The organism is Xylanimonas allomyrinae, from assembly GCF_004135345.1.
In the GTDB taxonomy this organism is placed as follows: domain Bacteria; phylum Actinomycetota; class Actinomycetes; order Actinomycetales; family Cellulomonadaceae; genus Xylanimonas; species Xylanimonas allomyrinae.
This window is the reverse complement of sequence record NZ_CP035495.1, coordinates 95,343-110,311: the sequence shown is the minus strand read 5'-3', so window position 1 is coordinate 110,311 and position 14,969 is coordinate 95,343. Positions and strand designations below refer to the sequence as shown.

At 70.5% G+C, this 14,969-nt stretch carries 9 protein-coding genes and 2 pseudogenes; 1 reads left to right on the top strand and 10 read right to left on the bottom strand.

The features are described 5' to 3' along the window. Positions 1-12 precede the first annotated feature (12 nt). The 4 genes from ET495_RS00460 to ET495_RS00445 all read right to left on the bottom strand — a co-directional run bounded on the left by ET495_RS00460 (position 13) and on the right by ET495_RS00445 (position 5,313). The gene (locus ET495_RS00460; protein WP_129201745.1) at positions 13-453 is read right to left on the bottom strand and encodes a hypothetical protein; all 441 of its coding nucleotides are present in this window, start codon (positions 451-453) and stop codon (positions 13-15) included. Continuing rightward, a complete protein-coding gene (locus tag ET495_RS00455) occupies positions 450-1,577 on the bottom strand; it encodes a PIG-L family deacetylase (protein ID WP_162616316.1) in 1,128 nt (375 codons plus the stop codon). The genes ET495_RS00460 and ET495_RS00455 overlap by 4 nt, the downstream gene beginning before the upstream one ends. A gap of 10 nt (positions 1,578-1,587) precedes the next feature. After that, the gene (gene typA, locus ET495_RS00450) at positions 1,588-3,507 is read right to left on the bottom strand and encodes a translational GTPase TypA (protein WP_129201741.1); all 1,920 of its coding nucleotides are present in this window, start codon (positions 3,505-3,507) and stop codon (positions 1,588-1,590) included. 93 nt (positions 3,508-3,600) lie between these two features. After that, positions 3,601-5,313: an ABC transporter ATP-binding protein gene (locus ET495_RS00445; RefSeq protein WP_129201739.1), complete on the bottom strand. Its 1,713-nt coding sequence runs from the start codon at positions 5,311-5,313 to the stop codon at positions 3,601-3,603. Between the two features lie 53 nt (positions 5,314-5,366). On the opposite strand from ET495_RS00445, the gene ET495_RS00440 reads away from it, so the two are divergent. Then, positions 5,367-5,894 carry a PH domain-containing protein gene (locus ET495_RS00440; protein WP_245993205.1) on the top strand — a complete coding sequence of 176 codons (528 nt, stop codon included), beginning with the start codon at positions 5,367-5,369 and terminating at the stop codon, positions 5,892-5,894. 112 nt (positions 5,895-6,006) lie between these two features. On the opposite strand, the gene ET495_RS00435 is transcribed toward ET495_RS00440, so the two are convergent. The 6 genes and pseudogenes from ET495_RS00435 to ET495_RS00410 all read right to left on the bottom strand — a co-directional run bounded on the left by ET495_RS00435 (position 6,007) and on the right by ET495_RS00410 (position 14,895). Beyond that, positions 6,007-7,059: an ABC transporter permease gene (locus ET495_RS00435; RefSeq protein ID WP_129201737.1), complete on the bottom strand. Its 1,053-nt coding sequence runs from the start codon at positions 7,057-7,059 to the stop codon at positions 6,007-6,009. Continuing rightward, complete coding sequence (locus ET495_RS00430) at positions 7,056-8,666, bottom strand: ABC transporter permease (protein WP_211340877.1); 1,611 nt, start codon at positions 8,664-8,666, stop codon at positions 7,056-7,058. The genes ET495_RS00435 and ET495_RS00430 overlap by 4 nt, the downstream gene beginning before the upstream one ends. Before the next feature lie 218 nt (positions 8,667-8,884). Then, positions 8,885-10,717 carry an ABC transporter family substrate-binding protein gene (locus tag ET495_RS00425; RefSeq protein ID WP_129201735.1) on the bottom strand — a complete coding sequence of 611 codons (1,833 nt, stop codon included), beginning with the start codon at positions 10,715-10,717 and terminating at the stop codon, positions 8,885-8,887. A gap of 268 nt (positions 10,718-10,985) precedes the next feature. Next, positions 10,986-12,973: pseudogene (locus ET495_RS00420) on the bottom strand (dipeptide ABC transporter ATP-binding protein). Next, entirely contained in the window at positions 12,970-13,977 is a 1,008-nt protein-coding gene (locus tag ET495_RS00415; RefSeq protein WP_129201733.1) for an ABC transporter permease, read from the bottom strand. The pseudogene ET495_RS00420 and the gene ET495_RS00415 overlap by 4 nt, the downstream one beginning before the upstream one ends. Further along, positions 13,970-14,895 (bottom strand): annotated as a pseudogene (locus tag ET495_RS00410) (ABC transporter permease). Before ET495_RS00410 ends, ET495_RS00415 begins: the two are co-directional and overlap by 8 nt. Between the last annotated feature and the right edge of the window lie 74 nt (positions 14,896-14,969).

Here is a 14,969-nt window from a genome sequence, read left to right as displayed (position 1 = left end):
CGGAGACTCGCGTCATCGTCGGGCAAACCACCGGCGGGGAAGAAAGGCGACGGCACCCAGGAGCGCCACGCCGCCATACGTCCACACGATGCCGGCCCACGCGACGGGCAGCGACGCCCCCGGGTCGGTGACCAGCACGTCCCCGCCCTGCCCCTGGAGTGAGAGCACCTGCACCGCGGCGATCCAGCCCACCCCGGCAGCGGCGAGCGTCCCGAGCCCCGCCCACGCGCGGCACAGCACGCCGGTCGACGCCGTCAGCGCGAGCGCGATGGCCAGCCCGAGCGGCAGTCCGTGCCACAGCGTGCGGTGCGTGGCGGTGCCCAGCGCTCCGAGCGCGAGACCGAGCGCGAGCGCGAGCGCCATCCGCAGCACCGTCCCGCCGACGCCGGGACGCGCCGCGGGCGCCGAAGGCGCGGGCAGCTCGGCGTCGACGTGGTCCAGACTCTCGCTCATCCCCGCGAGCCTACCGACGTCGGCCGACAACCGGGCTGCGTGACCACATATGACTCGTCCTGGCCGATGGCGTCGAGCACCCCGTGGGACAGCGCGTACCAGCCGAGCACGCCCGGGCTCGCCGCTCCGGGCGTGGTCACGTGCTGGATCTGCGTGGCGTGAGCCGTCATGGCGGCCACGACCCTGCCGAGGACCGGTCGCACCGCGACGCTGGCGACGTGCGCGGACGCGAGCACGTCGTCGTCGCGCGCGAGGGCGGGCAACGGGTCGGTGGCCGAAGGGAACGTCAGCCCGGCCCGTGCGGCGAGGGCCCGGGCCGCCGGTGCGGCCGCGAGAGCGGCGCGCCGGGCGCGCAGCCCCGCTGCGGACTCCACGCGCTGCCACAGCGCGGGCGCCCACGCGCGCGTCCGGGCGGGCGAGCCGGCGGCGTCGAACGCCGGGTCGCCGGCCAGCGCGATCGCGCGCACCGCGACCTGGTGCGCGCGCACGTGGTCCGGGTGCCCGTACCCGCCGCCGGCCTCGTAGGTGGCGACGACGGACGGGCGCAACCGCCGCAGGAGCAGGGCGAGCCGCGCGGCGGCGTCGTCGAGCGGGACGAACGCGAAGCCGTCGACGACGGCGGGGTCCCCGCCGGCGACCCCGGGGGCCAGCCAGACCATCCCGGAGTCCTCGAACCGCGCGTCCTGCGCGGCGTGCCCGCGCTCGGCCGCGAGATGTGCGCGCGAGTGTTCGCCGGCCTGTGCCGCAGCGGCAGGGAACGGCGACGGGAGCGGCAGCCTGTCGAGGAACGTGTGCCCGACGGCGGCGGGGTCGCCGCCGCCGAGCGCAGCCAGCGCCGCGCGCAGCTCCCCGGTGCGGTGCGCCGCCAGCGCAGGCCCGTCGCCCTCGATCGCCGCGAGCCCCTCGGACGACGTCCCGGGCAGCGCGAGGACCTCGCCCCGCTCACCGCGGGTGCACGTCACGACGGTCACGGGCAGCCCGGCCGCGGCGAACGACGCGATGAGCGCCCCCGTCGACAGCGTCTCGTCGTCGGGGTGCGCGTGGACCGCGACCAGCCCGCCGCCGACGTCGGCCGACGTCCACGGCACCCCGGGGGCGACGCGCGCGCGGGCCGCGTCCGTCATGAGGCGAGCGTCAGGCCTTGGCCGCTGCCCGTGCCCGCGCCGCGGACCGGGCACGCTCGGTCGCATCCAGCACGACCTTGCGGATGCGCACCACCTCGGGGGTGACCTCGACGCACTCGTCCTCCTGCGCAAACTCGAGCGACTCCTCGAGCGTGAGCTTGCGCGGCGGCACGAGGTTCTCGAAGTTGTCGGCCGTGGAGGAGCGCATGTTGGTGAGCTTCTTCTCCTTGGTGATGTTGACGTCCATGTCCTCGTTGCGGGAGTTCTCGCCGACGATCATGCCCTCGTAGACCTCCTGCGTGGGGTCGACGAAGAACGAGCCGCGCTCCTGCAGGTTGATCATGGCGTAGGGCGTGACGACGCCGGAGCGGTCGGCCACCAGCGAGCCCGTCATGCGCGACTCGATGGGGCCGGCCCACGGCTCGTAGCCCTCGGAGATCGACGACGCGATGCCCGTGCCGCGCGTCTCGGTCAGGAACCGCGTGCGGAACCCGATGAGGCCGCGCGCCGGGACCATGAACTCCATGCGGACCCAGCCGGTGCCGTGGTTCGACATGGTCTCCATGCGGCCCTTGCGCTGGGCGAGGAGCTGGGTGACGGCGCCGAGGTACTCCTCGGGGACGTCGATGGTCATGCGCTCCATGGGCTCGTGGATCTTGCCGTCCACGGTGCGGGTGACGACCTGCGGCTTGCCGACGGTCAGCTCGAAGCCCTCGCGGCGCATCTGCTCGACGAGGATCGCCAGGGCCAGCTCGCCGCGGCCCTGGACCTCCCAGGCGTCGGGGCGCTCGGTGGGCAGGACCCGCAGGGAGACGTTGCCGACCAGTTCGGCGTCGAGGCGGTCCTTGACCTGGCGGGCGGTGACCTTGTGCCCCTTGCCGCCCTTGCCGGCCAGCGGCGAGGTGTTGATGCCGACGGTCATCGAGATGGCCGGGTCGTCGACCGTGATGAGCGGCAGCGGGCGCGGGTCGTTCAGGTCGGTGAGCGTCTCGCCGATCATGATGTCGGCGATGCCGGCGACGGCGACGATGTCACCGGGGCGGGCAGACTCGGCCGGGACGCGGTCCAGGGCCTTGGTCTCGAGCAGCTCGGTGATCTTGACGGTCGCGAGCGTGCCGTCGTGGCGGGCCCACGCGACCTGCTGCCCCTTGCGGATCGTGCCGTTGAAGACGCGCAGCAGCGCGAGACGCCCCAGGAACGGCGAGGCGTCGAGGTTGGTGACGTGCGCCTGGAGCGGCACGCCCTCCTCGTACGTCGGGGCGGGGATCTTCTCGAGGATGGTCGCGAACAGCGGCTCGAGGTTGTCGTTGTCCGGCAGGCCGCCGTCGGCCGGCTGGGCGAGCGACGCGGCACCCACCTTGGCCGCCGCGTACACGACGGGCACGTCGAGGATCGCGTCGAGGTCGAGGTCCGGCACCTCGTCGGCCAGGTCGGAGGCCAGGCCGAGCAGCAGGTCGGTGGTCTCCCCCACGACCTCGGTGATGCGCGAGTCGGGCCGGTCGACCTTGTTGACGACGACGATGACGGGCAGCTTCGCGGCGAGCGCCTTGCGCAGCACGAAGCGCGTCTGCGGCAGCGGCCCCTCGGACGCGTCGACGAGCAGCACCACGCCGTCGACCATCGACAGGCCGCGCTCGACCTCGCCGCCGAAGTCGGCGTGGCCCGGGGTGTCGATGACGTTGATGGTGATGCCCTCGGGCTCCCCGTGCGCCGCCGCCGACGGCCCGGTGTACCGGACCGCGGTGTTCTTGGCGAGGATCGTGATGCCCTTCTCGCGCTCGAGGTCGCCCGAGTCCATGACGCGGTCCTCGACGTGCTGGTGGGCGCCGAACGCGCCTGCCTGCTTGAGCATCGCGTCCACGAGGGTGGTCTTGCCGTGGTCGACGTGAGCGACGATCGCGACGTTGCGCAGGTCAGAGCGCACAGCCATCTAGGGTCTCGATTCCTTGGTGTGGGTTCTCCCGCACGCGCTGCGGGCGACGCCATCTTACCCGCACCGCCCGCGGCGCCCCCACCACCGGCCTCAGTGGGCCAGCAGGCGGTCCCGCTCCTCGCGGCGGATGCGCTGCTCGGCCGGGTCCGGCACCGGGACGGCCGCCAGCAGACGGCGCGTGTACGGCTCGCGCGGGTGGTGCAGGATCTGCTCGCGCGGGCCCTCCTCGATCAGGTCGCCCTTGTGCATGACGGCGATGCGGCTCGACAGCAGCTCGACGACGGCCAGGTCGTGGCTGATGAACAGGCACGCGAACCCGTACTCGCGCTGCAGCTCCTGGAACAGCTCGAGCACGCGCGCCTGCACCGACACGTCGAGCGCCGACGTCGGCTCGTCCGCGATGAGCAGCTTGGGCGACAGCGCGAGGGCGCGCGCGATGCCGACGCGCTGGCGCTGGCCGCCCGACAGCTCGTGCGGGTAGCGGTTGCGCATCGCGCGCGGCAGGTGCACCTGGTCGAGCAGCGTCTCGACACGGCGGTCCAGGTCGGCACCCCGGGCGATCTTGTGCAGCTTGAGCGGCTCGCCGATCGACTCGCCGATGGGCAGCCGCGGGTTGAGCGAGGAGCCTGGGTCCTGGAACACGATCGACACGTCCTGACGCACCGAGCGCAGCGTCTTGGGCTTGACGCCCGCGAGCTCGACGCCGTTGACCTTCAGCGACCCGTCGGCCACGGGCAGCAGCCCGACGGCGGCGCGGCCGACCGTCGTCTTGCCCGAGCCGGACTCGCCCACCAGGCCGACGACCTCGCCCTTGCCGATGGTCAGGTCGATGCCGTTGATCGCACGGAACGCGGGCACGCGCCCGCGCGCCGGGTACTCCAGCACGAGGCCCTTCGCCTCCAGCGCGAGGCCCGTTCCGGGCTGGGGCGCCGGGGACGGCTCGACCACCTGGGCCGCCCCGCCCGTGGCCGACCCCAGGTGCGGGACGGCGTCGAGGAGTTGCTGGGTGTACGGGTGCTGCGGCCGGTTGAAGATCGAGTCGGCCGAACCGGACTCGACGACGCGGCCGTTCTTCATGACCATGACGCGGTCGGCCAGGTCCGCCACCACGCCCATGTCGTGCGTGATGAGGATGATGCCGGCGTCCACGCGGTGGCGCAGGTCGCGCATGAGCTTGAGGATCTCGGCCTGGACCGTGACGTCGAGGGCCGTGGTGGGCTCGTCGGCGATGAGCAGCTTGGGCTCGCACGCGAGCGCCTGGGCGATCATGGCGCGCTGTCGCTGCCCGCCCGAGAGCTGGTGCGGGTACTTGTCGACGGACCGGGCCGGCTCGGGCAGGTCGACCATGCGCAGCAGCTCGATCGCGCGCTCGCGCGCCTCGGCCGGGCCCATGTCGAAGTGCACGCGCAGCGTCTCCACGATCTGGAAGCCGACCGTGTAGACGGGGTTGAGCGCCGTCATCGGCTCCTGGAAGATGACCGAGACGTCCTTGCCGCGCACGTGCGAGAGCTGCTTGTGGTTCAGGCCCAGCAGCTCGCGCCCGGCCAGCCTGGCCGAGCCCGACGAGCGCCCGTTCGACGGCAGCAGGCCGATGAGCGACATCGACGTCTGCGTCTTGCCCGAACCGGACTCACCGACGATGGCCAGGACCTCGCCGGGGCGCACGTCGTACGAGACGTCGACGGCGGCGGGGAACCACTCGCCGTCGACGAAGAACTCGACGCCCAGGTCGCGGACCTCGAGGATCGGTGCCTTGGCGTCCGCCGAGGAGCCGGGTGCGCCGGCCGTCGTCTCGTCAGTCACGTGAGTGATCCTTCCCGTGGGGCACGAGCCGTCCGATCTGGGACGATCGAGCCATGGTGTCGGCTGAGGTGGTGGAGTACCGGTCGAGGTTCGGCCGGGTTCTTGCGGTAGTGGTCGGGGTGATCGGCCTCGGTGCCCTGGTCGCCGGACTGGTGTCCGACGCCGGTGCGACCGCGCCGTTCGTCGCCCCGGTGGCGCTGGTGGTGCTGTGGGTGTGGGCCGCCTACTGGCGTCCCGCCGTCGTCGTAAGCCCCGCGGGCGTCGAGCTGCGCAACGTGACCCGGACGGTCGAGCTGCCGTGGCCCACCATCGAGCGGGTCGAGACGAAGTTCGCGCTCACGCTGCACACCGCCTACGGCGACTACGCGGCCTGGGCGGCACCCGCCCCCGGCAGGGCCTCCGTGGCTGCGGCAGGCAAGGACGCCGCCCAGAACCTGCCGCCGTCGACCTACTCCGGCGGGTCGGTCGGCACGGGCGATCTCGCGAACAGCGCTTCGGGGCAGGCCGCGATCATCGTGCGGACCCGCTGGGAGGAGCTGCGCGACGCCGGGCTGCTCGACGCCCCCGCGTGGAGCGGGTGACGCCGCGCGTGCGCTGGCACGTGGCCACCCTGACCGCGATGGTGGTGCTGCTCGCGGCCTGCGTGGCGTCGTTCCTCGTGCACTGACGGCTGCACTGACGGCCCCGGCATCGTCAGACGCCCGCGAGCGACTTCGCGGCCTTCTTGATCGCCTTGGCGTCGGCCTTGGCGAGCGCCCGCTTGGTGGGGATGCGCCGCTGGCGCGGGTCGAACGCGTCACGCAGACCGTCACCGATGAAGTTGACGCACAGCGCGATCGTCACGATGAAGGCACCCGGCCACCAGAACAGCCACGGGCGGGTGGCGAACGCGGCCTGGTACTCGTTGATGAGCTGGCCCAGCGACACCTCGGGCGGGCGGATGCCGAACCCGAGGAACGACAGCGCGGTCTCCAGCAGGATGGCCGAGGCCATGAGCAGGGTGGCGTTGACGATGATGACGCCGACGGCGTTCGGCAGGATGTGCTTGAACATGATCCGGGCGTTCGACGCTCCGGCCACGCGGGCGGCGTCGACGAACTCCTGCTCGCGCAGCGCGAGGAACTGCGCACGCACGAGACGCGCCATCGTCGTCCAGGTCACCAGGGACAGCGCGAGCGCGAGGGACCACGGGTCGGCACCGCCGACCAGGATGCCGAGGATCGCACCGATCATGATGACCGGGATCGTGATGATCATGTCGGTGAACCGCATGAGGACGTTGTCGGTCCAGCCGCGGAAGAACCCCGACAGCGCACCGAGCAGCACGCCGATGACGGTGGCCACGAACCCGATGACGACCATGACGGTCAGCGACTGCTGCGTACCGCGCATGACCATGGCGAACACGTCGCGGCCGATGTTGTCCTGGCCGAAGGGGTGCGTGCCGATGGTGAACCCGCCGTCGAAGCCCATGGTGGGCGCGCCGGCCGGGTTGAGCACGGGGTTGAGGTCGCGGAACCCGTGCTGCCACCAGCCCGGGATGGGACCCCAGCCGATCGACGTCGTCACGAGCAGCACGAGCGAGGCGAGCACGATGACGGAGGCCATCGCGCCGCGGTGACGCAGGAAGCGTCGCAGGACGATGCGCCCCTGCGAGAGACCCTCGACCTCCTTGAGCTCGATCGCGTTCTCGACGGACTCCCCCAGGGCGTCCTGGGGGCCGTTGTTGGCGGTGCTGTTGCTCATGCGTTCACCCGGATCCGAGGGTCGAGGGCTGCGTAGATGAAGTCCACCAGGATGCTGGCGATGACCAGGAGGGAGCCGATGACCAGGAAGTGGCCCATGATCGGGTCGACGTCGTTGCGCTGCAGCGACCTCATGAACAGGTCACCCATGCCGCTCCAGGCGAAGATGCGTTCGGTGATGATGGCGCCGCCGAACATGGCCGCGACGTCGAGCGGCACGATGGTGGCGAGCGGGATCAGCGCGTTGCGGAAGGCGTGCCGCACGGTGACCACACGCTCGGGCAGGCCCTTGGCGCGGGCCGTGCGGATGTAGTCCTGGTTCATCACCTCGAGCATCGAGGCTCGCGTGTACCGCGTGTAGCCGGCGAACGAGATCAGGATCAGCGTGATCGTCGGCAGCAGCAGGTGCGTGAACTGGTCGAGCGAGGTGATCCAGAAGTCGCCGCGCAGGCCCGGGGTCTGGGCGCCGATGGTCGAGATCGGCCGGAAGTTGATCTGCGACGCCCGGTTGTAGAAGTACCAGACCTGCATGATGCGGTCGATGAACAGGAGCGCACCGGTGCCGACGGCGGTCATTGCCGCCGCGCGCATCGAGACACCGCGGTCGTACCCGCCGAAGAGCCAGCCGATGAGGCATCCGGAGGCGATGGCGGCGGCCGCGAGCAGGAGGATGGTCCCCCAGTTGGCGCCGTGGAACACGAACTGCAGCGGGATCTTGAGCGCCACGCCGACGGCGGCGGTGGTCAGCGCGGCGTACAGCGCGCGCCGGTTGGCCAGGCCGGCCGTCAGGGCGACGACGGCGAAGGCGATGCCGGCGCCCAGCACGGCGATGCCCACGTGACCGAGACTCGGGTCAAGGATCCAGTCGGTCTCCGAGATGAAGGCCAGGATCCCGGCCGTCGCGACGAGCGACGCGGCGAACGAGACCCAGCGCGTGCGGCGTGCGCCTCCGATGATGGCTGACCACAGGACGCCCGAGATCGCCGAGAGCAGCAGGATCATGTACCAGGCGATGGTCGGGTCGCGCAGGAAGTCGTTGAAGCCGATGGCGCCCCAGAGCTTGAGCAGCACCGCGACCCAGAAGGACGGCAGCGAGAACAGGACGAACGACAGGAACGTCACCGCGTAGTCGAAGCGCGTGTACTGGCGCAGGGCCGCGACGATGCCCACCAGGACGCCGAGGCCGATCGCGAGCACGAGCGCGGCAAGCACCAGGCTCACCGTGCTGGGGATCGCCGAGCCGAGCATGGAGGCGACGCTCTGACCCGTCTGCCAGCTCGTGCCGAGGTCACCGCGAAGCACGCTGCCCAGCCACATGAAGTAGCGGATCACGGGCGGCACGTCGAGGTTGAGCAGGGCGACGCGCTCGTCGATGAGCTGCTGGACGTTGGGGGCGTTCGAGAACCGCAGGTCCTCGAGCGGGTCCGCCGAGTACGAGAACAGCATGAAGACGATGAACGTGGCGCCGAGCAGCACGAGCAGCGACGACAGCACGCGCCGGGCGATGAAGGTCATCATCGGCGCAGACCGGGCGAACGGTCCCTTCTTCACCGACGGGCGAGGTGACGCGTCAGCGCCCTCGACGTCAGATGTCACGGTGGTGGCCATGGAGTCCTTGCCTCGGGTGTCAGGAGGAGTCTGAATCGTGCGCCGCCGCCAGCCGGGCCTCCGTGGAACCACGGACCGTCTAGGTGGTGCGCGCGAGGAGAGCGGGGGCTCGGTCAACGCTGCGGGGGTACCGCGACGCGAACGTCGTGGTACCCCCGCAGCCTAAGTCGGTCGGGAGCGCGTCACGCGCTCAGCCGGACCTGACTGCTCGTCGCAGGTCAGCCCGCGATCTGCCACTCCCAGAAGTTCCAGAAGATCGTCGGCGCCAGCGCGATCGTCGAGACGTACTCGACGCGCGGGCTGTGGGCGATCACACCCGGGAACTGGAAGACCGGCAGGCCGAAGCCCTCGTGGAACAGGATCTCCTCGACGCGGGCGGCCATGGCGCGCACCTCGCCGGTCGTGTCGTCCTGCGAGGCCGCGATCTGCTTGAACAAGCCGTCGAGCTCCGCGTTGGAGAACCCGCCGAAGTTGTTCTGGCCACCGGTGACGTAGTTCGACTCGGCGTTCAGCAGGAACGTGTTGGTCGACTGCCAGCCGAACAGCGTCGCGTCGTAGGTGCCGTCACCGAGGCGCATGCCCCAGGTGTCGTCGCCGTCGTCGATGACGTTGAAGCCGGCCTGCCCGGCCGAGGCCTGGATGAGCTGGAACTGGTTCGCGCGACGCGGGTTCGACGCACCGTAGAGGAAGCGCACGTCGATCGTCTCGGGCATCGCCGGGTACAGCTCGCGAGCCTGCGCCAGGAGCGCCTTGGCCTGCTCGATGTCGGTGTCGGCGAAGACGTCGGAGCCGTTGGCGGCGACGGTCTCCGAGTAGCCGGGGGCGCCGGGGACGAACAGGAACGAGTTGCGCACGGTGGCGTCGTCCTGCAGCGGGCGGATCAGCGTGTCGATGATCTGCTGGCGCGGGACGCTCAGGAGGAACGCCTGGCGAACGAGCCGAGCGGCCTCGGCGTCGCCGCCGTAGGCAGCCGGGTCGAACGGGCCGCCGTTGTTGAACGTGAGGTCCACGTGCTCCCAGGTGCCCTCGACGCCGGTCTCGTAGACGATGCCGTCGACGCCCGCGAGGGTCGCGAGCACGTCCGGGGTCGAGTCCGGGGCGATGATGTCGACCTCACCGTTCTGGAGCGCGGTGATCTGGGCGAGCGGGTCCGCGATGAAGCGGATCGTGATCTCGTCGACCTCCGGGGTGGGGCCCCAGGTGAACTTCTCGTTGCGCACCAGCGTGATGTGCTGGTTCTCGACGAACTCGCTCATGATGAACGGGCCGGTCGCCAGGTGAAGGCGCGGGTCGCTCGGCATGGAGGAGAAGTTGAAGGCGCTGTTCCACGTGTCCGCGATCTCCGCGAGCTTCGCGGTGTCGTTGTCGCGGAAGGCGGCGATCAGCGCGTCCTTGGCCTCGTCGGGGTCCGAGATGTCGAGCGCGAGGTCGGCGACGACGTGGGCCGCGACCGGCGGGACGCTGACGCCGGTGACCCAGTCAGGGCGAGTCCCGTCGAAGACCATGGTGACCGCGCGGCCGTCCTCGGAGACCTCCGGGAACTGCGAGACGAGCTCCATGACGGGGCCGGTGCCGGAGAACCAGACCTGGCCTTCGGGAACGATCTCGTTGCCGTCGTCGTCGGTCTCGACGTCGTCGTCCTGGACGGTGTTGAACTTGGGGTTCTGCGCGCCCCAGGCGAGGATCAGGTCCGCCGCGTCGACAGGCGTGCCGTCAGACCACACGACACCCTCGTTGATGGTGATCTGGACCGTCAGCGGGTTCTCGGAGACGGTCTCGATCGTGCCGAAGTCCTCGTTGAACTGCAGCTCGAGGTCATCGTTGTAGAAGTAGAGCTGCGCCTGCGTCATGTAGAGGATGTTCGCGTTGTGGGTCGAGTTCCCACTCGCGGTGAGGTTGTTCTGCGAGAAGAACGGCTGGCCCCAGCTAACAGAGACAGCCTGGATGTCGTCACCCTCGACGCCGGTGACATCCGGGGTCGAGCAAGCCGAGAGCGCGATGGCGCCGGCGGTGGCCGCGGCGATCGCGGCGGCAATACGCCTGGTCTTCATGGTGGTCCTTTATCGAGCGGTGTGCGGGGCGCGGAACCGGGGTGACCGGCGCGTGCCTGAGCCGCGGGACGCGTCGAATCTAGGAGACCGATTCCCGCTTATGCCCGATTTGTCCACTTTACCGAGTGTTGACGTTATCGTTTCGCGACCTGGACTGAAGGGGTGCGTCAGAACGACTGCACCTTGCGCGCCACTTCCACGCCCCGGACGAACGACGGCGACCGCCCCACGAGGGGACGGCCGCCGTCGTACGAGGTCGCGCCGAGGGTCACGACACGGGCACGTCCGGACCGATCTCCAGGCTCGCGCCGGGGATCGCCGCGAGCAGCTCGCGCGTGTAGTCCTGCTCGGGCGCGTCGAAGATCTGGTCCGTCGCGCCCTGCTCGACGATCATGCCGTTCTGCATGACGCAGACCTTGTCCGCGATCTGCCGCACGACGGCCAGGTCGTGCGTGATGAACAGGTAGGACAGCCCCAGCTCGGCCTGCAGGTCGTTGAGCAGCGTCAGCACCTGCGCCTGAACGAGCACGTCGAGCGCCGAGACGGCCTCGTCGAGCACGATCACCTCAGGGTTGAGCGCGAGCGCCCGCGCGATCGCGATGCGCTGGCGCTGCCCGCCCGACAGCTCGTTCGGGAAGCGGCGCATCATCGACGACGGCAGTGCCACCATGTCGAGCAGCTCTCGCACGCGCGCCTCGCGCGCCTTGGCGTCGCCCACCCGGTGCACGCGCAGCGGCTCCTCGATGGTCCGGTAGATCGAGAACACCGGATCGAGCGAGCCGTACGGGTTCTGGAACACCGGCTGGATGCGCCGGCGGAACGCGAACGCCTCCTTGCCCTTGAGCGACGTGATGTCGACGCCGTCGAACTCCACCGTGCCCGCCGTCGGCTCCAGCAGGCCCAGCACCATGTTGGCGGCCGTCGACTTGCCCGAGCCGGACTCCCCACCAGCGCGAGGGTCGAGCCACGCGGCAGCGTGAAGCTGATCGAGTCGACCGCGGTGAAGTCCGTCCCCGCGCCCGGCCGCGACCCACGGATGCGGAAGACCTTCGTCAGGTCACGAACCTCCACGACGTTGTCGCCGCGCTTGGCCGTGCCCGAGTCCGCGTGCGAGGCCAGCAGCTCCTCGGTCTCGATGCCGGCCGCGTGCGCGCTCTGGATGCGGCGGCTGGCCAGCGACGGCGCGGCCGCCACCAGACGCTGCGTGTAAGGGTGCCGCGGTGCGCTCAGGATCTGCCGCGACGGCCCCGACTCGACGACCCTGCCCTTGTACATGACCACCAGGTGCTCGGCGCGTTCCGCCGCCAGCCCCAGGTCGTGCGTGATGAACAGGACCGCCGTGCCGAGCTCCGTCGTGAGCGCCTCGAGGTGGTCGAGGATCTTCTTCTGCACCGTCACGTCGAGCGCCGACGTCGGCTCGTCCGCGATGAGCAGCTTCGGCCGGGCGGCCAGGCCCATCGCGATGAGCGCACGCTGACGCATGCCGCCCGAGTACTCGTGGGGGTACTGCCGCGCGCGTCGCTCCGCGTCGCCGAGGCCGGCCTCCGCGAGCAGGCCGGCGACGCGATCGGTCGCCGAGGCGCCCGTGACGTGCTCCGCGGCGACCGCGGCGGCGTCGGAAAGGCCCGCAGCATCCAGGATGCCGACCGCCTGCGCCCGCGTCGTCGAACCGACCAGCAGCTCCGCGTCCGCCCTGGCGATCGCGGCCTCGTCGCGGCCCGCGGCGCCCAGCGCCGCGAGCAGCGCCTTCTTGCCGGCGCTGCTGAGGTACAGGTCGTCGCCCGACGGCGTCGACTCGATCTCGACGAGCCCGTCCGTCAGCTTCTGACGACGCTGGCGCGTGTCCACACCGTTGGCCTTCAGCGCTTCCTTGATCTGGAAGCCGATGCGCCACACGGGGTTGAGGTTCGACATCGGGTCCTGCGGGACCAGGCCGATCTCGCGTCCGCGCAGGTCGACGATCTCCTTCTTGCCCGCGCCGACGAGCTCACGTCCGTCGAACTTGATCGAGCCACGCGTGATCTCCCCCGTGCCCGGCAGGAGGTTGATGACGGCGTGCGCCGTCGTCGACTTGCCCGAGCCGGACTCGCCGACGATCGCGACGGACTGACCCGGGTAGACGGTCAGGTCGACGCCGCGCACGGCCTGGAGGGTGCCCTGCGACGTCTTGAACGAGACCTCGAGGCCCGTGACCTCGAGGAGCGGCTGCACGGTGCCCGGGACGTCGTGGGCCGTGGAAGTGGCGGGAGTCGTCATCGGGTGCGCGCCTTCGGGTCGAGGGCGTCGCGCACGACGTCGCCCATCATGATGAAGCTGAGCACGGTCAGGCCAAGAGCCGTGCCCGGGAACAGGAGAAGCTGGGGCGAGGTGCGGATGACCTGCTGCGCCCGCGAGATGTCGCCACCCCACGAGACGACCGACGGCGGAAGACCCACGCCCAGGAACGACAGCGTCGCCTCGGCCACGATGAAGGTGCCCAGCGCGACCGTCGCCGTCGCGATCACCGGGGCGATCGCGTTCGGCACGATGTGCCGCACGAGGATGCCCGGCCGGGAGATGCCGAGGGCTTGCGCGGCGGTCACGAACTCGTTGTTCTTCACGCTGAGCACGGCACCGCGGGTGATGCGAGCGATCTGTGGCCAGCCGAACACCGCCAGCACCGACGCGACCAGCAGCGTCGTGCGGTGCTGGGAGAACACCGACGCGACGAGGATCGCGGCGAGCAGGAGCGGGATCGCGAAGAAGATGTCGGTGATGCGCGACAGGACCGCGTCGAACCACTTGCCGAAGTAGCCCGCGATCGACCCCACGACGACACCGACCACGGTGACGCCGAGCGTCGTCAGCACGCCGACGGTCACCGAGGCCCGCGCACCGAAGATGACGCGCGCGTACACGTCGCACCCCTGCCGGTCGAACCCGAACCAGTGGCCGGCGCGCGGCGCGCCGACCGACCTGCCCAGGTCGCAGAACCGCGGGTCGGTCTGGGAGAAGACCTGCGGGAACAGTGCGACAAGAACCACGAGCAGGATGAGCCCGGCCGAGACCCAGAACAGCACGCGACCGCGCATCTGGATCCAGGCGTCCTTCCACAGGCTCGTCGGCGCGGCGCCCTCGTCAGGGGCGTCCACCGCGTCGAGCACCGGCGTCTGGTCGAGGTCGGCAGCGAAGTGCGCCTGGCCCGGGCGCGCCGTCGTCGCAACGACGCGGTCGCCGGGAACGCCAGTGGCGGGGTTGTCGTCGAGCGGTGCGTCAGGCATAACGGATCCTCGGGTCGAGCACGGCATACAGCAGGTCGACGATCAGGTTCGAGATCAGGTAGACGATCACAAGGAATGTCGTCACGGAGACGATCGTCGGCGCCTCGTGACGGGTGATCGCCGTGAAGAGCAGGTTCCCGACGCCCGGGATGTTGAAGATCCCCTCGGTCACGACCGCACCGCCGAGCAGCGCGCCCACGTCCGTGCCGATGTAGGTCACGACGGGGATCAGCGAGTTGCGCAGCACGTGCACGCGGGTGACACGGCCGGTCGGCAGGCCCTTGGCGATCGCGGTGCGGACGTGATCGGCCGTGCGGTTCTCGGCGACCGACGTTCTCGTCAACCTCAAGATGTACGCGAACGACGCCGTCGCCAGAACGCACGCGGGCAAGATCAGCGTCCGGAACGAGACGTTGCTCCCCACGGTGGGCGGAACCCAGCCCAGCTTGACGCCGAACAGCACCTGGGCGGCGAAACCGACCACGAAGATCGGGACGGCGATCAGCACGAGCGAGATGACCAGGAACGTCGAGTCGAAGATCCCGCCCTTGCGGATGCCCGCCCACAGACCTACGCCGATGCCCGCCACGGACTCGATCACCAGCGTCATGGCCGCGAGCTTGAGAGTGGTCGGGAACGCCGCGACCAGGAGGTCGGCCACGGGCGGCGGGAGAACGACATACCGAAGTCGCCCGAGAGCAGGCCCTTGAGGTACAGGCCGTACTGGACCAGGAACGGCTGATCGAGGTTGTACTGGGCGCGGATCTGCTCCGCGACGGCCGGCGGCAGGCCACGGTCACCCCCGAGCGCCGCGATCGGGTCTCCCGGTAGGAGGAAGACCATCGCATAGATCAGCAGCGTCGCCCCGATGAAGACGGGAACCATCTGCAGTAGTCGTCTGGCTGCGTACCAGGCCATCAAGGTTGCCTTTCACTCGCACACACTGCACTACGGCGTCACGCCGCCCCAGGGCCGATTCTCCGGCCCCGGGG

Bases quoted from the DNA above. Each gene is read 5' to 3' on its own strand.
- ET495_RS00440 (WP_245993205.1), top strand. From the start codon at position 5,367: ATGGTGTCGGCTGAGGTGGTGGAGTACCGGTCGAGGTTCGGCCGGGTT.
- ET495_RS00430 (WP_211340877.1), bottom strand. From the start codon at position 8,666: ATGGCCACCACCGTGACATCTGACGTCGAGGGCGCTGACGCGTCACCT.
- typA (WP_129201741.1), bottom strand. From the start codon at position 3,507: ATGGCTGTGCGCTCTGACCTGCGCAACGTCGCGATCGTCGCTCACGTC.
- ET495_RS00460 (WP_129201745.1), bottom strand. From the start codon at position 453: ATGAGCGAGAGTCTGGACCACGTCGACGCCGAGCTGCCCGCGCCTTCG.
- ET495_RS00455 (WP_162616316.1), bottom strand. From the start codon at position 1,577: ATGACGGACGCGGCCCGCGCGCGCGTCGCCCCCGGGGTGCCGTGGACG.
- ET495_RS00425 (WP_129201735.1), bottom strand. From the start codon at position 10,717: ATGAAGACCAGGCGTATTGCCGCCGCGATCGCCGCGGCCACCGCCGGC.
- ET495_RS00435 (WP_129201737.1), bottom strand. From the start codon at position 7,059: ATGAGCAACAGCACCGCCAACAACGGCCCCCAGGACGCCCTGGGGGAG.
- ET495_RS00415 (WP_129201733.1), bottom strand. From the start codon at position 13,977: ATGCCTGACGCACCGCTCGACGACAACCCCGCCACTGGCGTTCCCGGC.